The organism is Lysinibacillus sp. NPDC097162, from assembly GCF_044762185.1.
Taxonomy (GTDB): domain Bacteria; phylum Bacillota; class Bacilli; order Bacillales_A; family Planococcaceae; genus Lysinibacillus.
Window position 1 is genome coordinate 272459 of sequence record NZ_JBIWDT010000002.1, and the last position, 25916, is coordinate 298374.

At 37.4% G+C, this 25916-nt stretch carries 24 protein-coding genes; 1 reads left to right on the forward strand and 23 read right to left on the reverse strand.

From position 1 onward, the window contains the following. Positions 1–112: 112 nt before the first annotated feature. The 23 genes from ACIQXW_RS13465 to ACIQXW_RS13575 all read right to left on the reverse strand — a co-directional run bounded on the left by ACIQXW_RS13465 (position 113) and on the right by ACIQXW_RS13575 (position 24157). A complete protein-coding gene (locus ACIQXW_RS13465; RefSeq protein ID WP_402762925.1) occupies positions 113–1651 on the reverse strand; it encodes an acyl-CoA carboxylase subunit beta in 1539 nt (512 codons plus the stop codon). Positions 1652–1675: 24 nt separating this feature from the next. After that, on the reverse strand, positions 1676–2461 hold the full coding sequence (locus tag ACIQXW_RS13470) for an enoyl-CoA hydratase (protein ID WP_402762927.1): 786 nt from the start codon (positions 2459–2461) through the stop codon (positions 1676–1678). Then, positions 2458–3375 (reverse strand): hydroxymethylglutaryl-CoA lyase, encoded by a 918-nt coding sequence (locus tag ACIQXW_RS13475; protein WP_401019337.1) that lies wholly within the window; start codon positions 3373–3375, stop codon positions 2458–2460. Before ACIQXW_RS13475 ends, ACIQXW_RS13470 begins: the two co-directional genes overlap by 4 nt. Before the next feature lie 12 nt (positions 3376–3387). After that, complete coding sequence (locus ACIQXW_RS13480) at positions 3388–3600, reverse strand: acetyl-CoA carboxylase biotin carboxyl carrier protein subunit (protein WP_139860471.1); 213 nt, start codon at positions 3598–3600, stop codon at positions 3388–3390. Positions 3601–3802: 202 nt separating this feature from the next. Beyond that, positions 3803–5161, reverse strand: coding sequence for an acetyl-CoA carboxylase biotin carboxylase subunit (locus ACIQXW_RS13485; RefSeq protein WP_402762930.1), 1359 nt, complete (start codon positions 5159–5161; stop codon positions 3803–3805). Between the two features lie 15 nt (positions 5162–5176). Continuing rightward, on the reverse strand, positions 5177–6817 hold the full coding sequence (locus ACIQXW_RS13490) for an AMP-binding protein (protein ID WP_402762933.1): 1641 nt from the start codon (positions 6815–6817) through the stop codon (positions 5177–5179). 33 nt (positions 6818–6850) lie between these two features. Then, the gene (locus tag ACIQXW_RS13495) at positions 6851–7993 is read right to left on the reverse strand and encodes an acyl-CoA dehydrogenase (protein ID WP_401010957.1); all 1143 of its coding nucleotides are present in this window, start codon (positions 7991–7993) and stop codon (positions 6851–6853) included. 87 nt (positions 7994–8080) lie between these two features. Then, complete coding sequence (locus ACIQXW_RS13500; protein ID WP_402763210.1) at positions 8081–8731, reverse strand: TetR/AcrR family transcriptional regulator; 651 nt, start codon at positions 8729–8731, stop codon at positions 8081–8083. A gap of 470 nt (positions 8732–9201) precedes the next feature. Beyond that, positions 9202–10140, reverse strand: coding sequence for an ROK family protein (locus tag ACIQXW_RS13505; protein ID WP_402762936.1), 939 nt, complete (start codon positions 10138–10140; stop codon positions 9202–9204). A 26-nt stretch (positions 10141–10166) separates the two neighbouring features. After that, positions 10167–10859 (reverse strand): copper homeostasis protein CutC, encoded by a 693-nt coding sequence (locus ACIQXW_RS13510; protein WP_402762939.1) that lies wholly within the window; start codon positions 10857–10859, stop codon positions 10167–10169. Between the two features lie 2 nt (positions 10860–10861). Further along, positions 10862–12301, reverse strand: a complete 1440-nt coding sequence (locus tag ACIQXW_RS13515) for a leucyl aminopeptidase family protein (RefSeq protein WP_402762942.1) — start codon at positions 12299–12301, stop codon at positions 10862–10864. A 164-nt stretch (positions 12302–12465) separates the two neighbouring features. Beyond that, on the reverse strand, positions 12466–14460 hold the full coding sequence (locus ACIQXW_RS13520) for an alpha-amylase family protein (RefSeq protein WP_402762945.1): 1995 nt from the start codon (positions 14458–14460) through the stop codon (positions 12466–12468). 41 nt (positions 14461–14501) lie between these two features. Beyond that, the gene (locus ACIQXW_RS13525; protein ID WP_340821096.1) at positions 14502–15317 is read right to left on the reverse strand and encodes a carbohydrate ABC transporter permease; all 816 of its coding nucleotides are present in this window, start codon (positions 15315–15317) and stop codon (positions 14502–14504) included. Then, on the reverse strand, positions 15314–16201 hold the full coding sequence (locus ACIQXW_RS13530; protein WP_340821097.1) for a carbohydrate ABC transporter permease: 888 nt from the start codon (positions 16199–16201) through the stop codon (positions 15314–15316). Before ACIQXW_RS13530 ends, ACIQXW_RS13525 begins: the two co-directional genes overlap by 4 nt. Before the next feature lie 185 nt (positions 16202–16386). After that, positions 16387–17697 (reverse strand): ABC transporter substrate-binding protein, encoded by a 1311-nt coding sequence (locus tag ACIQXW_RS13535; protein WP_402762948.1) that lies wholly within the window; start codon positions 17695–17697, stop codon positions 16387–16389. 27 nt (positions 17698–17724) lie between these two features. Continuing rightward, entirely contained in the window at positions 17725–18738 is a 1014-nt protein-coding gene (locus ACIQXW_RS13540; RefSeq protein ID WP_402762951.1) for an asparaginase, read from the reverse strand. 106 nt (positions 18739–18844) lie between these two features. Next, the gene (fucU, locus tag ACIQXW_RS13545; RefSeq protein WP_402762954.1) at positions 18845–19273 is read right to left on the reverse strand and encodes an L-fucose mutarotase; all 429 of its coding nucleotides are present in this window, start codon (positions 19271–19273) and stop codon (positions 18845–18847) included. Positions 19274–19293: 20 nt separating this feature from the next. Beyond that, positions 19294–20187 carry a fumarylacetoacetate hydrolase family protein gene (locus tag ACIQXW_RS13550; RefSeq protein ID WP_340821101.1) on the reverse strand — a complete coding sequence of 298 codons (894 nt, stop codon included), beginning with the start codon at positions 20185–20187 and terminating at the stop codon, positions 19294–19296. 27 nt (positions 20188–20214) lie between these two features. Further along, on the reverse strand, positions 20215–20988 hold the full coding sequence (locus ACIQXW_RS13555) for an SDR family NAD(P)-dependent oxidoreductase (protein ID WP_340821102.1): 774 nt from the start codon (positions 20986–20988) through the stop codon (positions 20215–20217). Beyond that, entirely contained in the window at positions 20985–21800 is an 816-nt protein-coding gene (locus tag ACIQXW_RS13560) for an SDR family NAD(P)-dependent oxidoreductase (RefSeq protein WP_402762957.1), read from the reverse strand. Before ACIQXW_RS13560 ends, ACIQXW_RS13555 begins: the two co-directional genes overlap by 4 nt. A 23-nt stretch (positions 21801–21823) precedes the next feature. Continuing rightward, positions 21824–22984 carry a UxaA family hydrolase gene (locus tag ACIQXW_RS13565; RefSeq protein WP_402763213.1) on the reverse strand — a complete coding sequence of 387 codons (1161 nt, stop codon included), beginning with the start codon at positions 22982–22984 and terminating at the stop codon, positions 21824–21826. Continuing rightward, on the reverse strand, positions 22984–23310 hold the full coding sequence (locus ACIQXW_RS13570) for a UxaA family hydrolase (protein WP_401019364.1): 327 nt from the start codon (positions 23308–23310) through the stop codon (positions 22984–22986). The genes ACIQXW_RS13565 and ACIQXW_RS13570 overlap by 1 nt, the downstream gene beginning before the upstream one ends. Positions 23311–23326: 16 nt before the next feature. Beyond that, positions 23327–24157: an amidohydrolase family protein gene (locus ACIQXW_RS13575; protein ID WP_401019366.1), complete on the reverse strand. Its 831-nt coding sequence runs from the start codon at positions 24155–24157 to the stop codon at positions 23327–23329. A gap of 599 nt (positions 24158–24756) precedes the next feature. Between ACIQXW_RS13575 and ACIQXW_RS13580 the strand changes: the two genes are divergently transcribed. Further along, the gene (locus tag ACIQXW_RS13580) at positions 24757–25776 is read left to right on the forward strand and encodes a LacI family DNA-binding transcriptional regulator (RefSeq protein ID WP_401019367.1); all 1020 of its coding nucleotides are present in this window, start codon (positions 24757–24759) and stop codon (positions 25774–25776) included. The last annotated feature ends 140 nt before the right edge of the window (positions 25777–25916 follow it).

Here is a 25916-nt window from a genome sequence, read left to right on the forward strand (position 1 = left end):
TTATCCATCCCATATTTTAATATGTCTGACCGTGCTCATGCAAGGGGTGAAATATATCAAAAAATGCACACCAGCATAAACTGGGTGCATTTTTCGGATAAAATATTTCTTCTTATACTGGATTTACACCATGCTTCCGTTGAGAGAATAACAAGTATTTAGACATATACAAGTCCAAACGTGTTTCCAGTGCCTTCCGTAAATCATTCGGCTCAATGACATCATCAATAATTAGCTCAGATGCTAAGCGATAAATGTCAATTTCCTCTTGGTATTCTTTTCGCTTTTCAGCAATAAAGCTTGCTTGTTCTTCTTTTGGTAGTTCGGCAATTTTATTGGCATATACTGCATTTACAGCTGCCTCTGGACCCATTACGGCTATTTGTGCGTTTGATAACGCAATACAGCAATCAGGCTCAAAAGCCGGACCTGCCATTGCATAAAGCCCTGCACCATACGCCTTACGTACAATTACAGTTAGTTTAGGTACAGTTGCCTCGCTCATTGCAAAAATCATCTTCGCGCCATGGCGAATAATGCCCGCCTTCTCAACTTGTGTTCCAATCATAAAGCCTGGAACGTCTACAAGGAAAATAAGTGGAATATTAAAAGCATCACATAATGAAATAAATTTTGCCGCTTTGTCAGCTGAATCGTGGAACAATACGCCGCCCTTCACACGTGGTTGGTTGGCTATAATCCCAACTGATTGTCCGTTAATGCGTCCAAGCCCAGTTATTAATTCTGATGCAAATAATTTTTTTACTTCACAGAAAGAATCTTCATCAATCAACCGATCAATTAATTGATACATATCAAAAGGCGAGTTTTGATTTTTAGGAATTAATTCTTCAATTGATTTTTCAAATGTTGCTGGTGGCTTTGGCGCTTCCACTTTACTACGCTCAGCATAGTTACTCGGGAAATAGCTCAAATATTTGCGTGCATAGGCAATAGCTTCCTGCTCTGTTTTTACAAGCACATCCCCACAACCAGATACTGAACAATGCATTTTAGCGCCACCCATTGTTTCTAGATCTACCTTTTCACCTATGACCATTTCTGCCATACGTGGTGACCCCAAATACATTGATGCGTTGCCTTCCACCATCACCACAATATCAGAAAATGCAGGAATATATGCGCCTCCCGCTGCAGAAGGACCAAACAACAAGCAAATTTGCGGTACTTTACCAGAAAGTTTTACTTGATTGTAGAAAATACGTCCTGCTCCACGACGTCCAGGGAACATTTCTAACTGATCTGTTATACGTGCACCTGCTGAATCAACTAAATAAAATAATGGACAATTTAGCTTCTCCGCCGTTTCTTGAATACGGATCATTTTCTCCACTGTACGTTTTCCCCAAGACCCTGCTTTAATCGTCGAATCATTGGCTAAAACACATACTGTACGACCATGGATTTTACCGATACCTGTTATAACGCCATCTGCTGGTAAATCACCTGCTAAACAGTTTGCATACAGTCCATCTTCCGATTGAAGACCATCATCTAATAATAATTCTAGTCGCTCTCGGACAAATAGCTTGCCTTGTTGTGCATTTTTATCGTGATATTTCGGCAGACCCCCTGCTAAAATTTGTTCCTTCATCGCATTTGATGTATTTTCTGTGGATATATTGCTCATGTCCAATTCCCCCTTTGCAGTCCATTACTTTCCTGAATATTGCGGTGTTCTTTTTTCTTGGAAAGCTTGTAAGCCCTCCAAGCGATCTTCCGTTGGAATAAGTGCACTATATGCAAGTGATTCGATTTTCAAGCCTGTAGCTAAATCTACTTCAACACCATTATTAATGGCATTTTTCGCCTGAATTAATGATAGCGGCGCATTTTTCGCCATTTCGAGTGCAAGCTGTTGCGCTCTTTCTTGCACTTCATGCCCTTCATATACATATTCCACAATACCAATGTGTTTCGCTTCCTCGGCATCGATTCGACGTGCTGTATAAATTAGTTCCTTCGCTTTACCAATTCCAATCAGTCGCGGTAAGCGTTGTGTCCCACCTGCTCCTGGAATAATGCCAAGTGAGGTTTCAGTAAGACCTACTTTGATATGTGTGGCTGCTATGCGTAAATCGCAAGCTAAAGCGAGTTCTAGTCCGCCTCCAAATGCAACGCCGTTTAAAACAGCAATAACAGGTTGAGCTAATGACTCTACTTTTGCAATCGTTGCTCCGATTAAATGCACAATTTGCTTTACTTGTTGATCGGACATCCCTTTACGCTCTTTTAAATCTGCTCCTGCACAAAATGCCTTTTCCCCTGCACCTGTTAGTAAAACAACACGCACTGCTGGATCAGCATTTATTTTATCTAGCGTAGCACTAAGGTCGTTTAATAATTGTACTGACATGGCATTGGCAGCTTCCGGTCTAGATAGTGTAATGAGCCCTATATTACCTGGTAACAAATCAAATTGAACGAGTTGTTGTGTCATGTGACATTAGCACTCCCTTCATTACGAACAATGGCCATTTGTTTAGACGCAACGTCCTTCCCTAGCTTTTGTTCGATAAATAGTACCGCTTCTAACAGCCTTTGCATGTTAACGCCTGTTTCAATGCCCATTCCTTCTAATAGATACAACAAATCCTCTGTAGCTACATTACCTGTTGCTCCTTTTGCATAAGGACAACCGCCTAGGCCACCGAGTGCACTATCAAATTTCGTAATACCCATTTCTAACGATTTCATAATATTGGCAAGTGCTGTACCACGCGTATCATGGAAATGCATCGCAAATTTTTCAGCCGGATATCTCTTTAACAGCTCTTCTAATAGATGCTCAACCTGCGTCGGAACTCCAACGCCGATTGTATCTCCTAGCGATATTTCATCAACGCCCATTTCCAATAATTTATCTGTTACTTGTAAAACTTTTTCTGGGTGTATGTAACCCTCATAAGGGCATCCGATTACCGTTGAGATATAACCACGTACATGCTTATTTGCGGCCTTTGCCCCCTCAACTACTTCCTTCATTATTGGAAATGTTTCGTGGATTGTTTTATTGATATTTTTTTGATTATGACTTTCACTGGCAGACATAAAAATGCTTGCTTCATCGATGCCCGCTAGCAATGCACGTTCTAATCCTCGCATGTTTGGCACAAGTGCCGCATACGTTATGTCCTTTTCTCGCTTAATAGCTTGCAGCACTTCTACTGCATCTGCTAATTGAGGAATCCACTTCGGATGGACTAGAGATGTTACTTCTATATAATTTAATCCCGTCCGACTAAGTAAATTTACTAGCTCTACTTTATCTGCAGTAGCGATGTGTACCTTTTCATTTTGCAAACCATCACGAGGCCCAACTTCCTTTAACGTAACATGCTTTGGTAATTGCATAGAAATGCCTCCCTATTCAATTTCTAAAATATCATCGTCAACGTTAATGAAATCGCCTTCGTTCGCAATAATTTTTGTTACAACGCCGTCCTCTTCTGCAGCAATCGGAATCTCCATTTTCATTGACTCTAAAATTGCTACGTCTTGCCCTGCTGTTACTTTATCGCCTTCTGCCACTACGATTTTCCATACTGTTCCCGCCATGCTCGCTTTTACTGTTGCCATATAAATCCCTCCAAATAGTTAGGTGTATTTGTTTCAAGTGACAAACGTATCACTCAAAACAACACACATATTTTCACTTTGTAACGCATGCATACTCGCACATGCTTTGCATAAGCTCCTCAGTATGAAAACATCTGTTAGTAATCACGAGCCATTTGTTTATAAGCTCGTTGCTACGAATGTCCATAATATGAACTTATCCTTATTTTGTTTCTGTTAATTGTGGTAAATAAAATTCCTCGACAAATTTCGTTGTTGTATGCCCTTTTAAAAATTGCTCATGGGTTACCGTTTTCAAAAGCATCGGTATATTTGTTTGAATGCCTTCAATTTTATATTCTTTCAATGCTTGTATAAGGCGCTCACACGCAATTGCTCGCGTTTCTCCCCACACTACTAATTTACTAATCATTGGATCATAGAAAGGGGTCACAGTTGAACCCGCTTCTACACCACATTCATGGCGAATACCCTCACCTGTTGGCAATACAAGATCTGTAATTTTGCCTGGAGACGGGAAAAACGTTGTAGGGTTTTCTGCATAAATTCGTACCTCAATGGCATGCCCCTGCTTGTCAATGCTGTCGCGTGTAAAGCTTAATAGCTGTCTCGCTGCTACTTTCAATTGTTCTTCTACAAGATCCAATTTCGTTATTTCTTCCGTTACTGGATGCTCTACTTGTAAGCGCGTGTTCATCTCTAAAAAATAGAAGTTTTGCTCTGCATCTACTAAATACTCAATCGTTCCTGCGTTTACATAACCGATATGCTTCACCGCTTGCACAGAAGCTTCTAGCATTCGCGCTCGCGTTTCCTCAGAAATAAATGGAGACGGGGCCTCTTCCACCACTTTTTGATTGCGTCGTTGAATTGAACATTCTCGTTCAAATAACGGAACTACATTGCCCTCATAATCCGCGATAATCTGTACTTCGACATGATGTGGATTGGCTATGAATCGTTCCATGTACATCGTGCCATCACCAAAAAATGATTGTGCACGTTTCTGATTACCTTCAAATGCTTTCTCTAACTCCTCAGCATCTGACACAAGTTGCATGCCGATGCCACCACCTCCAGCAGAGGCTTTTAGCATAATTGGATAACCTAAACGAGAAGCGATTTCAACTGCTTCTGAAACATCTTTGACAGGCGCTTCAACCCCTTCAACAATCGGTACTCCTGCAGATTTCATCGTCTTTCGCGCTTCTAATTTACTGCCCATGGACGCGATCACTGTAGCACTAGGTCCAATAAATACTAGGCCAGCCTCCGTACAACGTTTTGCAAAATCAGCGTTTTCCGAAAGCAAGCCATATCCCGGATGGACAGCGTCAGCCCCGCTTTCTTTTGCAATTTCAAGAATCCGCTCAATATTTAAATAGCTTTGAACAACAGGCGGCTTACCAACGCAGTATGCCTCGTCAGCATCTTTGACATGTAAACTTTCAGCATCCGCCTCAGAATATACCGCGACCGTTTGAATATTAAGTCGCTTACATGTGCGAATAATACGTCTAGCAATTTCACCACGATTTGCAATTAATACTTTCTTGAACATTGTCTTGCCCCCTCCCTAATTCACCTTCACTGCTGCCACAAAATCTTCGCGTAGTTTAAACTTCTGCACTTTTCCTGAAGCAGTCATTGGGTAGCCATCGATAAAGAAAATATGTCGCGGAATTTTATGTTTAGAAATTTTATCTCGGCAAAAAGCTCGAATTTCCTCTTCTGTCGCCTGTTCCCCTTCTCGCAATATAATCCATGCTGCGGCTTCTTCACCGTACTTAGGATCAGGGACACCCGCTACCTGTACATCTGCGATTTTTGGAAATGTATATAAAAACTCTTCAATTTCACGTGGATATAAATTTTCACCACCGCGAATAATCATGTCCTTCAATCGGCCTGTTACTCTCACATAACCTTCTTCATCCATCGTTGCCAAATCACCGGTATGAAGCCAGCCATCGTGATCGATTGCCAGTTGTGTTTCCTCAGGATTGTTATAGTAACCTTTCATCACATGGTAGCCTCTTGTACATAGCTCGCCTTGCTCATTTGTTTCAGCTTCTACATCTGTACCAGGAACGACAATTTTAACTTCTAGATTCGGTAATGCTCTACCTACAGTCTCTACTTTTAGATGGAATGGATCATCTGCTCTCGTTTGTGTAATGACAGGAGAAGATTCCGTTTGACCATAACAAATTGTTACGTCAGTCATACCCATTTTCTCGATCACAGCTTTCATGACTTCAATAGGACAGTTAGAACCTGCCATTACGCCAGTACGTAATGTCGATAAGTCGTATGACGCAAAATTGTGTAAATTCAACTCGCTTATAAACATAGTTGGTACTCCGTGTAATGCAGTACACTTCTCTTTTTCTACTGTTCGTAACACTTCCACAGGGGAGAATTCTTGCACAGGTACCATTGTTCCACCACTTGTAGTAATAGCTAATGTACCGATGACACAGCCAAAGCAATGGAAGAAAGGCACTGGAATACATAAGCGATCTATCGACGTTAAGCGCATACATTCCGCAATGTTAACCGCATTATTGACTAAGTTATAATGTGTTAACATAACCCCTTTAGGAAACCCTGTTGTTCCAGAAGTATATTGAATATTAATGACATCATCATAATGGAGTGAGGCCTGTATTTGATCTAATTGTTGCTCTGTAACTTGCTCAGCAGCTGCTAGTACATCAGACCAGTTAAGTACTCCCGGATATTTTGTTTCGCCAATTAAAATAACATTTTTCAATAGAGGTAGTCGCTCCGATTGCAATTTACCAGGTTCACAATTTTCAAGCTCCGGGCAAATTTCTTGGAGTGTATTCATAAAAGAATGGTCTCGATAATTTTCGATTAAAATTATCGTTTTAGCATCGGATTGTCTTAGTAAATATTCCAATTCATGCGCACGATAATTTGTATTTACAGTAACGATTGGCGCCCCCATCTTTCCTGTGCCAAACTGTAACTGTACCCATTCAGGAACATTTGTCGTCCACACTGCGATATGATCTCCCTTTTCAATACCAAGGGCCATTAATCCTCTCGCAACTAAACGACTTTGATGATTTAACTCCTCATAAGTCATACGTAAGTCTCTATCTGCATACACTAGCGCTTCATTTTTAGGATATTTTTTAGACTGTTCATCGAGCAATTGACCAATTGTTTGATACACAAGTTCTGCCATGAAAATCCCCCTTAAATATGCTATATAATGTTTTTAACAGCCAATTAGACGAGAAATAACGAGACGTTGAATTTCAGATGTACCTTCGCCGATTTCCATTAATTTAATGTCACGTAAATGACGCTCTACATCATATTCCTTCATATAACCTGAACCACCATGAATTTGAATAGCTTGATTGCAAGTTCGGAAGCCCATCTCAGATGCGAATAATTTCGCCATAGCAGCTTCCTTAGCAAATGGTTTTTTCTGGTCTTTAAGCCATGCTGCTTTATGTACAAGTGTACGAGCAAGCTCTATTTCCATTGCCATATCTGCTAATTTAAACTGTATTGCTTGTAACTTGGAAATTGGTGCTCCAAATTGCTCTCGTTCGTTCGCAAACTTTAATGCTTTTTCATAAGCAGACTGTGCAATGCCGACTGATAAAGCCGCTATGGAAATACGTCCACCATCTAACGTATTTAAAAATTGGCTAAATCCACGTTTTTCGTCCCCTAATAAATTCGTTTTTGGAACGCGAACATTTTGCAAAATGATTTCACATGTATTGGAACCACGCACACCCATTTTGTCGTAATTACAATTGATTGTGACACCAGGTGTATTTGTTGGCACAATAATTGATGAGATGATTTTTTTGCCATCTTCACGTTTGCCTGTTACTGCCGTAACAATAATTTGGCGTGCATGGCCTGCATTTGTAATCCAGCATTTTTCACCGTTAATAACGTAATCATCACCGTCAACTACCGCTGTTGTACGTGTTCCGCCAGCATCAGATCCTGCATTTGGCTCCGTTAAACCGAAGGCACCTAATGTTTCTCCCTTTGCCAAAGGTACAAGCCATTCACGCTTTTGCTCTTCCGTTCCAAAGTTATAAATTGGAGCCGCGCCTAAACTCACTGCTGCTGCATAGCTTAAACCTGTACCACCGCAAGCACGCCCAATTTCCTCAACAGCAATTGCATAGGAAACCGTATCTCCTCCAGAACCACCATATTCCTCAGGAAACGGGATACCCAATAAGCCTAGCTCTGCCATTTTTTCAAAGCTTTCTATTCTCATTGTTGATGTCTCGTCGACTTCACGAGCGTAAGGTTTAATCTCTTTCTCTGCAAAATCACGTACCATGTCTCGAATCATCGCTTGCTCTTTCGTTAGTTCAAAGTTCATTCCCATTTCCCCCTAATATCCAATTTGCCATAGCGGATTTCTTTCAGACGACAGTTACATAAATCTGGACCGACTAGTCGGTCTGTATTAAAGATTAATAAAACCAGCTTTTTCTTCTGGCTTCACCTTTACCATAAATTGAGTTGCTTCTTCCATAGCTTGCTCTGTAACAATTGCTCGTAATATCATATCCGTAAATACTTCTGTAATTTCCTCCATTGTCAACGGACCGGTTTGTTTAAACCACATATATGTCCAGTTAATCATCCCCACAATGGCCATTGTTACAATCGTACAAGGTAATTCAGAACGAAAATCCTTAGTTTGCTGTCCTTCTTCAATCACCTTTTGTAATATTTCCCGATATTGGTCCCGCTTTTTATGAATTATTGCACTATATTCTTCTGACAACGAACGGCTTTCTTCATAAAACACAGTAATATGGGCTTGATACACATCAAACACTTGTGTCAGTGTTTGAAGCATTGCACATAAGCGTTTAATCGGCGTATCATATTTGTCATAAGCTTCCTGTGACTGTTTAATAACATGGGAAATAAACACATCATGAACTTCATATAACAATTCATCTTTCGATTTAAAATTATGATAAAATCCACCTTTTGATGCACCGATGTATTCTACAATGCGATCAACAGTTACATTATGATAGCCATCTTGCTGAAACAGCACTACAGAAGCGTCAACAATTCGTTGTTTTAACGTTTTTTTTACCATAAGCATCTATCATCCTTCTTTATAACACTTACCCCTTTGTTCCTTATAACTAGGACTTACATTCTCTTAATTTTCCTAATTATAAAAATACTATGACTCCTTTAATATAGCATTCTCAAAAATTGGTGTCTAGTTCCATAAAACAATTTAATAGTATTAACGAGAATTTTTTTACTTTAAACAGCATATAAACCATTCGTTTTTAACAAAAAATATGAATCTACACAATATCAAATGTGAATTCACATGTGGAATACTGTACTTCCTTTATGTCTGAAGCATTCTTTTCCCCAGAAGCATTTTTCCGCAAATTTCCTACACTAACTGTATGCTCTCTAGTTGAATTTTATGTGACAGGCACTCAAACAATTCTGAATTTTTATATATCCAAGTAAAAACCCACGAAGACTTCTGCGCTTACAAAGTGCTGCGCGCGGAAAGCTAAGTGGGTTTTTAAAAGTGACAGGCACTCAAACAATTAAATTTGCCGCACCTATTAATGCTGCATTTTCAAACAATTGCGAACGTCTAATTTCATATGTGTTTCGATAGGAAGGTAGAACATAGTGTTGAGTCTCTTTCTCAATTTTCTCCATAAATCGGGAATTCGTTTTCATAACACCGCCACCTAATACAATGCAGTCCGGGTTAAATGTTTGTATAAAATTCGCCAAAACCATCCCTACATATGTAGCTGCTTGCTCAATAATTTCTTGTGCAACTAAGTCTCCTGACTCATATGCAGCAAACACCATTTTTGTATCAATTGGTCTTCTTTCATACTTCTCCATTTCGAGCAAAATGGATGTACTACTTTTAATTGCATCCATTGCACGTCGTTGAATGGATACTCCTGATGCATATGCTTCTAAACAACCCAATTTGCCACAATTGCATGTTGGGCCATTCGGATTAACAGTGACATGCCCTATTTCACCAGCTAACATATTACTGCCAGTAAACAATTGTCGTTCAAAAATAATGCCTCCACCGATTCCTGTGCTTATCGTCATAAAAAGCATATTCTTTGATTGCCGACCAGCACCGAAGTTAAATTCTCCCCAAGTAGCTGCACTCGCATCATTGACTACTGTAATTTTCTTATCTAACTGTGCATTTAACATCTGCCCTAAAGGTACGTTATTCCAATTGAAAGTAGACCAATAGTGAATAATTCCATTATCTGTATCAACTATCCCTGGCACTCCGACGCCTATACCTTTTATCTCGTAACCTTCTGAAAGAGCATTAATCGCCTCTACTAATCTATTAACAACAATCTCTGGACCATCATGCCCTCTCGTATCCATACGAGTTTCCTTCATGATTTTCCCATCAACACTTAATAATCCAACGGCAATTTTTGTACCACCCATATCTACCCCAACTAGGTACTCTTTTTGCTGCATTTTATTTCCCCCAATGGTCACTGTGTCTATGCTCGGTATAAAATTATATCCTTTATTTCTTTAATTTTATGTTCGTCTATAAAATGGTCAAAGCTCGATTGATGCCGAACACCAGATCCAAAATGAAATTCTGAAACGTTAACCTGTTTCAAAAAGGATGGAAGGGTATTAGGTGATAGACCAGAACCTGGCATTATTTGAATGTGAGATTGGCTTGCCTGTTGTTCTAAAGCTTGAATTTCACTAACTGCATCAAGTACTTTATTTTTGCCACCTGATGTTAAAATTCGTGAGATTTCCTTATAAGACATTAACGTATTTAATGCCTTTGATTGGTCCCTTACTTCATCGAATGCTCGATGAAATGTAATATCCAATCCATCCGCTGCTTCTATTAATTGTTTTAAAGTATGTTCATCAATATCATGCTCTTCAGTAAGTGCACCAACAACTATTCCACTAGCACCTAGCTGCTTACATATTTGAATATCCTTTAACATTATTTGTAAATCGTTTTGATCATAGAAGAATGAACGGCTGTGAGGACGAATCATTACATTTACAGGGATCGTTAATTCACCGCAAACACTTTCAATCATTGCATAGCTCGGTGTTAATCCTCCCTCGGCAATACCTGCGACTAATTCAATTCTGTCTGCTCCTGCTTTTTGTGCCGCTTTCGCATCTGTTAAAGAAATTGCAATCACTTCAATAACCATATTTAGTCATTCCCTTTTTCTAGTTTACTATAGCTTTCTATAAAATCTGCCAATAATCGAACGCCATAACCTGATGCACCGCGCACATGATAGCCTCTCGTTTTCGGCGATTGAACAGGTGCCGCCATATCAATATGCCCCCATTTAGTACCTTTAGGGACGAATTTTCTTAAAAAGAGTGCAGCCGTAATAGAGCCTGCTAGATTGTCTGAGCTAATATTACAAATATCTGCATAATCACTCGCTAATGATTCCTCATATTGATCAATAAGTGGCATCGGCCATACAAAATCACCATTTTGACCGCCTAGCTTTTTCATTAATTCTGTAATCGACTCATCTCCGAATACACCTGCATATTTTAAGCCTAATGCTGCACCAATTGAGCCCGTTAACGTAGCGATATCAATAATTACATCTGGCTTTAACCTTTCAGAATATAGTAGAGCATCCGCTAAAATAAGTCTTCCTTCAGCATCTGTATTGCCAACTTGAACATGCAGATTATTTGCGAAACGAATAACTTCACCTGGTAAAAATGCCTTTTCATTAAGCAAGTTTTCAGCAATCGGCAACAGGGCGGTGACATTTACATCTACATTTTTTGAAGCGATTAAATCCATAGCACCAAATACAGCACCTGCTCCGCCCATATCCATCCGCATATCGCTAATGTTAAGACCCGTTTTAATGCTAATACCACCGCTATCATAAGTCATACCTTTACCAATCAACACGATATGTGGCTTATTAACATTCGTACAGTACTTAATCTCTGCTAAATAAGATGAATATTGACTGCCTCTTCCAACTGCCAGTAGCCCATTTAATTGGAGCTGTTGCAAGTCGTCAGTATTATAAATATTGACGGACAGATTTTTTTCACCGAAATGCTGACGAATCGTTTCAGTAAATGTGTCTGGGTTAAGGTCAATCGGATCTGTATTACATAAGTCTCTCGTTATATTAGTGCTGTTTGCACGTAACATTCCAACGGTAATAGCATTTTTTAAAGCTTCTGTTTCTTCTAATAGAAAATATACATTACAAGGTTTTACGACTATTTTTTCTTTGCGGTATTTTTGAAACTGGTAGGCCCCAAGTATCCAACCTTCTACAAAAGCAGTCACAGCATCTAGATGATTGAGATTTATTGCATTTAAAAAATCAAATGATACTTGAATGTCATTATTTTCACTGGCATTAGCCACTCGTGCTACTTCTCCTGCTGCTTCTCTTAAGCTTTCATAAGTAACTGTTTCATCGCTTCCCAATCCAATGATTAAATAATCCTGACCGCCCTGCTCTGTTTCATGTCTTAACCAGTGGCATTTATGTTTTTCAATCATCCATTTAGGAATTTGGATGGATTGATGAGCTGATTGTAATACAGGATTTACAACAACGATATCCTTGTTCCGTTGCCCAAAATGAAATTCCATTTATCATCACATCTTTCATTTATCGTCATTAAGTTTCGAGCCGGCTCGAAAAGCTTCTCTTCAAATCGATGACACCCGCAAGAGCCTTTAACTATATTAAAAAGGAAAATATCTAAGTTTTTTGTTCTTAGATTATTTCCCTTTTTTATAGTTTTTTCATAACATTAATCGATATGTAGCATTAAATGGCCTTCGATTTTTTCCACAGTAAACTGTATATACTGTCCTTCAACACTGTAACTTACCTCTGATAATTCAGGCAGTTTTTTGACAGATGTCACCTTTGTATCACCAACAAACATTCTAATTTCTGTGTTATAAAGTGGGATAATGTCTTCAATCGTATAAATATCCTCTGAGCGTTTCTCAGTTATATAATGAAGTGCATGCAAAATCTTTGCCCCTGTTTCTTTATCTTCATTTAATGATGTCAGCAATGTCGATGGACCATTATGAGTAATGAGCTTTCTTTCGAGAAGATGATCAATCGCATCATTCATCATCCATTTACACCAAGCTAGGCCATTTTTTCGATATAGTTTGAAAATAGGGTGTGAGAAGTAAATGATATTTTGGCGTTTTGTCACTGCAGCATGTCCAAATGTATGCGATGATGGGGCATGTTGATGCGAACAAAACGTAGTGCCTTCTCTATTAAAATAAGGTTTTACTGTCTGCATCAGTACCTCTGACTGTACAGGTTTCATTTCTAAACCTTTTAAATACATGACATACTCTTCTTTATGCAATTTTTTCCCAATTATATCATTCGGTAAAACAAAATCACGGTCATACTTTGATTCACCAACGTACACATTTCCAAATAAATCTTCTTCGTTACTATTTTTATTAATTAGAGATTCAAATGTACCAATAATTTTCCCGCCATTGTTAGCGTAAGCTTGTAGCTTTTGCTGTAACTCAGGAGAATAGTCAATCACATCAGGTAAAATAATTAACTTATAGTCATTAAAATCAATTTGACTGTCGATAATATTAAATTGATATGATAACTCTTGTAACATTCTAACTGCACCGATTAATGCTGGATGGATACCTAAATTATGATCTCCTGGTGTATAAAATTCTTCAGGTGTTAATACCCCGATTTCTGTAACCGGTTTTGTATTCATACAGTACTTTTCTACTTCTTTCACTTTTCCATAAACACTGCCAATTAATTCATAAGCAGCTTTCGATAATTTACCATTTGGATGAAGTTGATCTCCAATTGAACAGCCTGCACCTAAAGCAAGCATATTGAAGCACTCAAATTCTAAAGCTGCTTTATTTTTCAATGAGTGGAAATCACCCCAATACGTGTGAAACTTACCCGTCATACCGATGATGTCCTTACCCAAAATACGAGAATATCTCATTGTTGCAGGGAAATGATCATAGCCCCATCCACCACTTGGTAAAGACTCTAGCTCCAAATGTGTATAATTGTTTAAGCTACTTTTATTGCCTGGACCAATATGAGAGCTATTATAGAAAATACCTGCATGCGGCACTCTAGTTCTAATAAAATCACTAATCTCTTCTTTAAATTCCTCAAGCATCAGCGTAGAATAATAGATTCTATCTACTCTATTTTCTGTGTTTAACCCTTTATGTTCCATTTGTTCAAAACAATTTTTACAATTACAATCAACTTTAAATAAAATATCTAAAAAGAAGCCATCAATATTTTCGCTTTTCACTGTATCGATAATATCTTGTAAATGGTCTTTAAAATATTGTCTATAGCCGCTATTTAAACAAATTGTATAGTAGAAATGTGGTTCAGGAACACCTTGACTGTTAATGAATTCACCGTTTTCATCAATCGATAACCACTCAGGATGATGTTTACTAATATAACCATCCCATTGCACAGTTGTATAAATCGGAACTTTAATATTATTTTTATGGCAAACCTCTATTTGTTCTAATAAAAGGTTTTTATTTTCAAGATGCGGATGGATTAAGTCTGGACGATGCTGTGAAGGGTAATATAACCAGCCGTGATGACATCTAGCAAAACAAGTAATCGAGTTTACATTCGCTTCTTTTAATGTCTCAACAAACTCCTCTGCAACAAAGTCCTTACCAACACCAGGAATATCTTCACTCGTATGAAAATCTAAATGTACCTGTCTATAACGTAATTCGCTCATATTCATAACCCCCAATAATATTCACTATTTCTATTTCATTGTTATTCTTTGACTGAGCCTGCCGCAAGACCACTTTCAATTTTCTCTTGGAATAGAAGATAAACGACTAAAGGAACTAATATCGTGATGACGATTGCAGCCATTAATGGCCCGTATTCTGATCCTCTTTCACCACTAAAGTTTAATAGACCCAATGCAATTGGTTTTAAGCGGTCATCATTAATAAATAAAAGTGGGAACAGAATGTTATTCCATGCGCCTAAAAAATTAAAAATAGAAACAGTCGATATTGCTGGAACAGACATTGGCAATATAACTTTGAAATATATTTGGAAATAACTTGCGCCATCCATAAGTGCCGCTTCTTCTAAAGAGGCATTAATCCCTTTCATAAACCGTGTCAAAACTAAAATGCTAAATGACAAAGAAAACGCCACATACAGTAGAACTAATGCCACTAAGTTATTTTTCAATTCTAGTGCTCCAATAATATATGAAACTGGTACAAGAACTGTATGCATAGGTATCATCATACCTAACAGGAAAAACAGAGCTAAAAATTTATTCACTTTAAAGTTAAATCTTGATAATGTAAATGACGCCATAGAAGAGACAATCGCAAGGATAATAACTGTTGCCATTGAAATAAGTATACTATTTAAAAAATATCTACTCATATTCGCTTCTTGCCAAGCAATTACATAGTTTTCAAATCTAAAAACCTCAGGCAAACTAAAGGGTGAACTAAATATTTCTTTATTTCCTTTAAGAGAAGAAACTAATGTAAATAGCATCGGTTCAATAAACATTAAAGCCATTGCTATTACAAAAACATATAATATTATTTTCTTTTTCATTGGTTCTTCTCCTTCCTATTCATGATGGCTTCACTACCGATAGTCAATACGAGCGCAATAACAAAAATGATGACCCCTAATGCACTACCAACGCCATAGTTGTTGTATCTGAAAGCTTCATAATACATTAAAGTAGTCGGCAGATTGGTTAGACCATTCGGCCCTCCCTCAGTCATAACAAAAATTAAATCAAATACTTTCACGGTCCCAATAATATCCATTAAAATACATAAAGTAATAATTGGCTTTAGCATAGGAACTGTTATATGGAAGAACTTTTGTACAGATGAAGCCCCATCCATCTCTGCCGCCTCATATACTTCTTCTGGTATCGTTGTTAACCCCGCTAATAGGATTACCATGTAGTATCCAACACCTGCCCAAATGTTTACAAAGATAATTGCACCCATAGCAGTAGATGAGTCAATTAACCAGCCTTTAGCTAAATCTGCTAGACCAATAAATTCTAATAAGCTATTTAAAGAGCCATTTGGCATAAAAATAAAGTACCAAAGTAGACCGATAGCTGTTAGTGGAAAAATAGTAGGTACAAAATAGATTACTTTAAAGAATCGATGTCCCCTAAATTTCGTATTAATTGCAACTGCTAATAATAAAGCGATTGGTGTATGGAATAAAACGCTAAAAAACACCATGCCAAACATATTTTTTAAAGAAATAAGAAAGTCTTTATCTTTAAACACATTTAGATAGTTTTCTAAACCTACAAAATTTAATGGTGCTCCTTTAATGCCATTCCAATTGACAACGGAAAAATAAAGGGCGCCTATCATAGGTATAATAAGGAATAGAATATAGATTACTAAGGCCGGTAAAGTAAATAGAAAAATTTTTGACTTATCTCTATTTGTTTTTACATTCATCTATTCCCCTCCATTTCTTAATTTTTTTGTAATCTTAATCAATTTCAATCTAATTCGCATATGCAACAGGCGGACGCATTCCACGGGTAAGCATCGAGCCGCTTCCCTCGCTACGCTCGATGCTTGCATTTCCCACTGGAGTCGCCGCCTTCCGCTCCACCTTAATATTCGTTATGGAAAACTACTTATTTAGATTTATCAATTTCATCTTGAATTTCTTTTGCTGCATCTTTAGGCTTACCACCGATTAAGATACTTACGATAGAGTTTCTTGTTCTATCTTGCATAGATGGTAGTGGATCAAAATCGAACACATCTACTGCAATTCCTGTTGACGTAGCACCTAATTCAATATTGTGTAAGAACAAATCAGATACTTTCGAGTTATCAATTGCGATATCTGATCTTGGAATTAAGAACTGTGCTTCCTCTGCAAATCGTTTAGCTGCTTCAGCAGAAGTAAGCATTTTTAGTAGTTCAATTGTATATTCTTTTTCTTTTCCTTCTAGTTTGCCATTCACCATATATGGACTAATAATTTGCATATCTTCATCTTTAAACTCTGGTTTTTCATCAAAGTATGGGAATTTAGCAAGTTTAATCGCATCAGCGTATTCTGTCTCACTTGGATTCGTAAATTTCCCAATGTTCCATGGACCAGTAATAATCATCGCTGCCTTACCTTCAAGGAAATCTGCCACAGCAATTTCATCGCTTATACCAGCAGCACTTTTACCAAATGCATCTAACTTATTTAAGTCTTCAACATATTCAAGTGTTTTCACAACATCTGAATCTGTCCATTTTAATTCTCTAGTACCTAGTTTCTTTGCTGCTTCTGTCCCCATCCATTTATAAAAAATTTGGTTGTGTAAATGTCCTGCCATATACGTTGCCTTTGCACCAAGTGCAATAGGTGTTACATCGATGCCTTTTAACTTTTTAACAGCTGCTGTTAGTTCACTCCATGTTTCAGGGAATTCATTAATACCAGCTTTTTTAAGTAGTTCTTCATTATAATAAACACCAATTAAACCAGACTCCATTGGAATTCCATATGTCCCCTCATGACCTGGCACTTGATAATATTTTAATGCACCTTCTGTGAAATTTTGTCCCCATTCAGGATCATCCTTTAAAACTGGGTCCATATCCATAAGTAAGCCACTTTCAATATACTCGTTTAAATTTGCAACACCTTGAACTCTAAAAATGTTAGGTAAAGTGCCAGATGCAAGATCTGTTTTCAGCTTATTGTTAAATGCTGATTCATCACCTTGAGATTCATCAACAACAACTACATCGGAATGCTTTGCCTCGAATTCTTTAATAATATCTTTGTAGATTTGTGCCTGACTGCTTGTCCCTGCCATTCTTGTTAGCAATCTGATTTTTACCTTACCATCTGCATTATCACTAGCATCACTCGAACCACCACACGCTGTAAGTATAGTAGCTAATAAAACCATCAATACAACTAGCATCTTTTTCTTCATAAATTTCATCCCCTTTGTAACAAATTTTTATTTTGTATTTGGTGTTAATGCAAATACCTCATGGATTGATCCTACTTCAATGCCCCCATCACTTTTAATGATGCTTGGTCTAAGGGAGCGAATATTAGCAATTGTTTCTTTATTTTCATAGTCTATTTGCTCTAAAATCGAAGCAATTACATTTGGCCAAACGTCTTCTGAACCATCTAAAACTTTCAAAGCGAAACCTAAACGTTCTTTTTTCAAGCCGAAGCAATACACGCCTTTTGCTCCGCCCTTTGCTACAATATTTCGATCTTGCAATAATACAGAGCAAATAAAGTTTTCAGACGCTACCATGTTGAATTCATTGTTCATAATTGTTGTCATTCGCTCTACTGCTTCTCTAAGTTCCAAATCTTCAATTAAATCTGGACAAGCTAATTTCAAACTTGTAATAGCCATATTGTGTAATGGTATAGCAAACACAGGCACACCACATCCGTCTATTCCGATATGAATTTCAGATAGCGGTGTTTCTGATAAATAAGATAGCGTTTTCAAAATAAGCTGTTGTAGGGGATGATTTATATTCCAATAACCCTCCGTTGGAAAACCCATTTCACGACAAGTTGCAATAAAGCCCATATGTTTTCCCGAGCAGTTATGAAAAAGTCGTCTTTTCTCTATATGTTGTCTTAACATTGCCTCTTTTGGTTCCGCATTTAAAGGGTACGAAAAAGGACAAAATAATTCATTCTCATCAATGGCTAATTTCTCTTTCATCGTTTCTAGCGCTTCAATGTGATACGTTTCTCCGCGATGTGAAGCAGTAAATAACGCTGCTTCTTTATCAGTTAAGCCATACTTTAAATCAATTTTAGATAAAAATGCAGGTAGTGCTTGAATCGGTTTTGCAGCAGATCGGAAATATGTATTATGTTGGATATTACCAACTTGATAGATAGCCTCCTTGCTGTCATTAACACCACAAACGACACCAGAATGAACATTTTCCAGTAAGTTCGCTCTTGTTTCTTCTACTAACACTTCAGAATTCATAATTCGCTTTCCCCCGATACATTAGAATGACCAAATTCCCGATACGCTTGTATTCATATCGAGTTTACGGTGAACATGCAGTTAATGTTCATCCTCGAAATACCGATTATTTGATGACACCTTTTTTTAAAATGATGTTAGCGTACTGAGCTTTTTCGCTTGTTGCTACTACGGCAAAAGCCTTTTTTGTGCGCTCGTAAAATTCAAAGCGCTCCATAAATTCAAATGGAATTGGATATTCGGATTGACGTTGAACGATTTGCTCATACTCTTTCCAAATCGTTGGTTCCACTGGATCTCCTGGGACAACAGCCATTAATTGAATGGGATGTTCCACATACGTATCGATAGGAAAGAACGCCAATATCGCTTCTAGTAATTCTGGAATTGTATGTCCATCACAACGGATTAGCTGTTGGGCATGGCTGGCAGCAGGAAAATTTCCGTCCGCCAACACAATTTCATCTCCATGACCCATCTCCATTAATACCTTCATTAAGTCTGGTGAAATAATTGGAGGAATCCCTTTTAGCATAGTTATTCACACTCATTTCTTTAATCTTCTGCTACGAAGTAATTTGTAAGAGAACCTAATTTCTCGATTTCTACAGTTACTTCATCCCCTGGTTGAATATACACTTGCTGTTCTGCAGGATATCCGAACACTACGCCTTCAGGTGTACCTGTTAAAATAATATCTCCAGGCTCTAATGTCATATGTCGGGAAATATAACTAATAATTTCAGCACAATTGAAAATCATATCTGCTGTGTTTGAGTTTTGTCTTATTTCTCCATTTACATATGTTTTTAATGCTAGATTATTAGGGTTCTCTATTTCATCTGCTGTCACTAAGTAAGGACCAACAGGACTGAACTTATCGCACGTTTTACCTAACAACCATTGTTGTGTTTTCATTTGCAAATCGCGCGCCGATAGATCATTTACAGTGCAATAACCAAAAACATGATCTAATGCATTTTCTTCTTTGACATTTTTTATCTTTTCACCAATAACAATTCCAAGCTCTACCTCATAATCAAGTTGCTTTGTTACATTTGGAATTTGAATATCACTTTGATGTCCAGTTAATGTGTTATCGAATTTATTAAATAAAATAGGCACTTCTGGATATGGCGCATTCGTTTCATCTGCATGTTTACGGTAATTTAAACCTACGCAAATAATTTTATGTGGTTTTGTAACACATGGTCCCCAGCTGATTTGACTGTCATCTACAAATACTGCACTTTCTTCTACTTCTATTGCTTGAATAAAATTTTGAAGCTTTGCAATCTCTTCTTTATTACAAGAAAATAAAGACATTACATCTGGTAAGTTATTAAAATTCGAATTTTTGTTAATCGATGCGGCTATATCTATAATGCCTTGCGTCGTTTGAACGCCTAATTGATAGTTGCCCTGCTTTTCAAATGTTAATAGTTTCATAATCATTCCTCATGTCATTTCGTAATATTACGCATTTTTCCCAAAGACAACACCACCATCTATGTAAAGCGGTGAACCCATCATAAAACTGGACTCATCAGATGCTAAAAATAAGGCCGCTTTCGCAACATCTTCAGGTTTTCCTAATTCGCCACTTAGCTGTCTTGTTTTAATACTTGCGATGGCAGCTTGTGGATTGTCATATGCATTCTTTAAATAATTTTCTACAAATGGTGTAAAAATTGTTCCAGGTAATAAAGCATTTACTCGTATATTGTAAGGTGCATAATCTACCTGCATCGCCTTTGTTAACGATAAAATGGCTCCTTTAGTTGCCGAATATAATGCGCGTTGCTTTAAGCCTATTTCCGCAGCACATGAAGACATATTAATGATGCATCCACTCTTTTGCTCCATCATGTGAGGGACAATATATTTTGTTGGCAAATAGATTCCCTTTACATTTACGCTCATCACTTTATCCCATACGTCTGGCTCTACCTCATCTATCCGCCCAACATTACTAATGCCTACATTATTAAAAAGGATATCAATTTTTTCGAATTGCTTTGTAATATGTTCAACCATCTCTTTTACAGCTTCAGGAATAGTCACATCTGCATGATAAAATGTTGCGCTTCCTCCGTTATGTTGAATATCCTTTACTGTACTTTCACCATTTTCCTTGTGAACATCGTTAATGATGACGTGGGCTCCCTCTGCTGCAAAAAGAAGGGCTGTCGAACGACCAATACCACTACCACCCCCGGTAATGAGTGCTACTTTACCTTGTAATCTCATAGCAACAATTCCCTTTCTTGTTCTAAATGGTCTTCTGGCTGTGCGGCTTTCACAGTTAGTCCTCCATCTACCATTAGTAAATGTCCGTTTATTTGCATCGCTTCCTCAGAAGCTAAAAATACGACAGCATCAGCAATTTGCTTTTCAGTGCCCAGTCTTTTCATTGGGTTGGCTTGTATTTCTTTTTCTAAAATACTTGGATCTTCGAGATATTCCTGACACATATCTGTAGCTACTGTACTTGGACCGACGGCATTGATATTAATATTATATTTACCTAATTCAATCGCTAAAGCTTTAGTCAAATGACTAGCCGCCGCTTTGGAGGAAATATAATGTGGGATAACAGGACTTGTCACAAGCAGGCTTGCTGTAGATGTAATATTAATGATTTTGCCGTACCGTTTTTCAATCATTTTTTTAGCTACCCGTTGTGAAGTTAAGAAAATTGATTTTACATTTGTTTGATACGTCGTATCCCAAGTTTCTTCTGTTAACTTCATAAATGACTCGAATGGCGCTATACCAGCGTTATTCACTAATATATCTACATTGCCAAGCGTTTTCTCCACTTCATCAATCATGTGATTGACTTCTTGTTTAATACCTACATTCGCTTTTACAACCATCGCTCTGACATTAAAACGATTCTCTATTTGTTCCTTTAACATTTCGGCTTTTTCTAATGAACTTTGAGATGTATAGTTAATGGCAACATGGGCTCCTTCTTCTGCTAATCTTTCTGCGATAGCAGCCCCTATCCCCCTACTTGCTCCAGTTACTAGAGCAACACGGTTTTCAAGTTTTTTCATATTTATTCTCCTAACTTTACTTGTTATAGACTAATACCAATTCTGCTAATACTAAATTCTTGATGGCCTAAAATTTCGGCTTTTGTTTCCTGACCTTTTGCTACATTTACAATCGATTCAAAAATGCGTTTACCCGATTCGTCCAACGTTTCTTTCCCTTGTAAAACAGGGCTGACATCTACATCGATATTGTCTGCCATTCGACTTCCAGTAATTTCGTTACCTGTTATTTTAATGACAGGAATAATTGGATTTCCTGTCGGTGTCCCTCTTCCTGTTGTAAAGCAAACAACATGAACACCCGCTGCCGCCATGCCTGTTACACATTCAATATCATTCCCTGGTGAATCCATGAAATAATAACCTGTGCCTGGAATTTCTTCTGCGAAGTCTACAACCCCTTGAAGCATTGCTGTTCCAGCTTTACTGATACAACCTAAAGATTTTTCCTCAATCGTCGATAAGCCCCCTGCAATATTACCTGGGCTTGGATTTCCTCCACGCATATCGACACCCATACGTTCTACTTCAAGTTCAAATTGTTCAACACATTTATATAATTTTTGTTGTACATCTTGATTGATTGCCTTTGCAGCAACAAGATGCTCAGCACCAATGATTTCTGTAGTCTCGCCCATGACAATTGTGCCACCTGCATTCAAAATAGTATCAGCTGCTCTACCAAGTGCAGGGTTACTACATAATCCTGATGTAGCGTCAGAGCCGCCACATTTCACACCAACAATTAGCTCTGAAAGTGGAATATCTATTAACGGAATATCTTCTATTTTTTTCAGAAGATCCTGTGCTACTTCCACACCTTTTTGGATCGTTTTAACAGAGCCACCTTCATTTTGAATGTCAATCCAAACAACTGGCTTACCAGTCTCTTCAATTTCTTGCTTTATGTCTTGTGCATTGATTACTTCACAGCCAAGGCTAACAATTAATACAGCACCAACATTCGGGTTTTTCCCCATTCCAGCTAATACTTTATGTGTTCTCTCTTTGTCAGCACCTACTTGGCTACATCCATGTTGATGAGGTATAGCTACTGACCCCGGAACTTGTTGTTGAATTCTTGAAGTAACCTGATTTGCACATACAACTGTTGGTAAAATTAAAAGATGATTTCGAATACCAAATTTTCCATTGTCTCTTCGATAGCCCTTAATAACTGTCATCATTTCACACCTCCTGCACTTTTATCTCCGCGTCCGCGTATGCCCTCGATATTGTGAACATGTACATGCTCCCCTATCTGAATAGCAGTAGTTGCTGCTCCGATTACTTCACCGTACTTCACAATTTCCTCAGCCTTATGGATAGGAGCAATCGCAACTTTATGTCCAAAGCTAACATCTTGTTGCAAAGTTAATTCATATGTTTGATTACCTTTTGTGTAAATCACACTTTCACCTTTTTTTACATCCGTTAAAAGGGTTGTTACATTATCCTTTTCATCCATTACAATGCAAGCTATCCCTTGTTGATACACCATTTCTGCCATTCCTTCGCCCTCCCTCTTATAATTTATAAAAACGCTTGGCATTTTCTCCAAATATCATTTCTAAATCTTTTCCAAGTAAGTTTGTAGGTAAGTTTTCCATAAGTATCGCCAGCACATCGTTGTATGTACCTGATAAATTACATACAGGCCAATCACTTCCAAACATTACTCGATTCGTTCCAAAGACGTTTACCACATGGTTGATAAAGGGCTGAAATTCTTCAATCGCCCAGTTTTTATGAGTTGCTTCTGTCACTAATCCTGAAAGTTTACACATCACATTCGGGTACATCGCAATTTCACCCATAGCTTCTTTCCAGCCATCTATTTGTTGCTTTGCAATATTTGGCTTAGCTATGTGGTTTACTACTACTCTTAATTGAGGAAATGTTTTTAATAATTCTAGTATGTAAGGAAAATGCCTTGGCTTTATTAAAAGATCTAGCGGAACATCATACTGTACAAGAAGTTCAATGTTCTTTAATACATCTTTTCTTAAAATCCAATCATCCTCATCCAAATCTTGTAACATAGGTCGAACACCTACAAAACCAGGATGTTGTAGCAACTCCTCTAAATGTTGCTTAAAGTTTAATTCTGTAAAATCTAACCAGCCGACCACACCTGCAATCCATTCATGCTCTTCAAATAAATCTAATAAAAATAAAGTTTCATTGATTGTAGGGGCCGCTTGGACTACTATTGTTTTTTCAATTTGATGTTCATTTAAAATTGGATATAAATCGTTAGGCATATAATCACGATAAAGCTCTGGTAAATCTTCGGTTAACCATTTATAATCATTCCTTGATAACTTCCAAAAATGTTGATGTGAATCGATTATCATATTCAACACCACCTTTGTTAACTTTTATGTTACCGGTAACGTAAAAATAACAAACAAAAAATTACATGTCAATACTAATTTCTGAAAATAATCAAAATTCAAAACCAAGGTAAATAGATGGTATTTATAAGAATATTTCATACTTAGTGAAGTAGAATAGCGACAATGAACGCTATTCATTAGATGCATTGACGTATTTGAATGTTACATTTACCAAGCTCAAATGTTAAAAACTTTTAATTTTGAGTAGGTTAGAAAATGGGATGGTGATGTAGATTTTTAAACCACATGCTATAATGACTTGAGAAAAATGGTGGATGAACATCGGGGAGCTTTAAACGGAAAACTAATTGTATTATTTTATTTTTGGCTCACTTAAAGCGCTTTCCCTATTGGATTCAACAATTGGAAAGTGTAGAGTTAGAAGAAGTACAATTATATTTGAATTATTTATGTAAAAATAAACCACAACATGGTAATCACGATGACTTTATTTTGAAATAAAATGTATCTTCATTCGAGATGTTTTTTGCGTAGAATCGTTGCGCCAGCAGTAGGAATAATACAAAAAAATTAACAATGTAAGGTAGGTACGATAGGTGACAACAATATATGATATTGCAAAAAAAGCTAATGTTTCTCCTATGACTGTTTCAAGAGTTATTAACAATAAAGGCAATATTAGCGAGAAAACAAGAAAAAAAGTAGAAGCTGTTATTCAAGAATTAAACTATATCCCCAACTCCGCTGCCAGAAGTTTAAATATTAAAAAAACGAAGCTCCTTTCATTAGTTATTCCTGATATTACAAACCCTTTCTTTACAAAGGTTGCTAGAGGTGCAGCAGATAAGGCTAATCAACTAGGCTACCAGCTTATGTTGTGCAATACTGACGAAGATCCAGAAAAAGAAAGTGGCTATATAGATGCTCTTATTTCGAAAATGGTAGACGGTGTCATTATTGCGCCTACTGGAAATCAGTCTAAAAAAAACTTAAAAAAGCTTGTGAAAAACAAAGTTCCTTTTACGTTAATTGATAGGATGATAGATGATCTTCCATGCGATATGGTATTGGGGAATAATCATGAGGGAACAAGAGAGTTAGTTCAGCATTTAATTGATCGAGGACATAAGAAGATTGCGCTTATTCATGCACCGTTAGATATTTCCACATCCAAAGAGCGTTATCAAACGTATGTAGACACATTGAAAGTAAATGATCTGTCTTTTAATAAAAATTTGGTTATCCAAACACATTATAAACAAGAAGAAGAAGAATGGGACACTATCAATGGTTTACTGCTATTACCTGAGGAAGAACGACCTACTGCCATCTTCGCAGCTAATAACTTTATAGCGATTAACGCAATTACAACACTGCGCAACAAAAATATCCGAGTGCCAGAAGATATTGCCGTTGTGTGCTTCGACGACTTAGAGCCTTATTCAAATTTGGACCCTTTCTTCACAGTAGCTTCACAGCCCGCATATGACTTTGGTTATATGGGGACACAATTAGTTATTGAACGAGTTGAAGGAAACGGACCAAGCGAATATCGCAAAATTAATCTTCAACCAAAACTTATCGTGAGAAAATCTTCTAGTACTTCTATTGTTTAAGATCATTAATAAAGTCATTTTTAAAAAAATCAGACAGAAGTAAACTCAAAAAATCTGAGTTTATTTCTGTATTTTTTATAAAATTCAGAATCGTTTCAGTGCCTGACACTTAATCATTTTGTATATTCCCCTACTTTTTC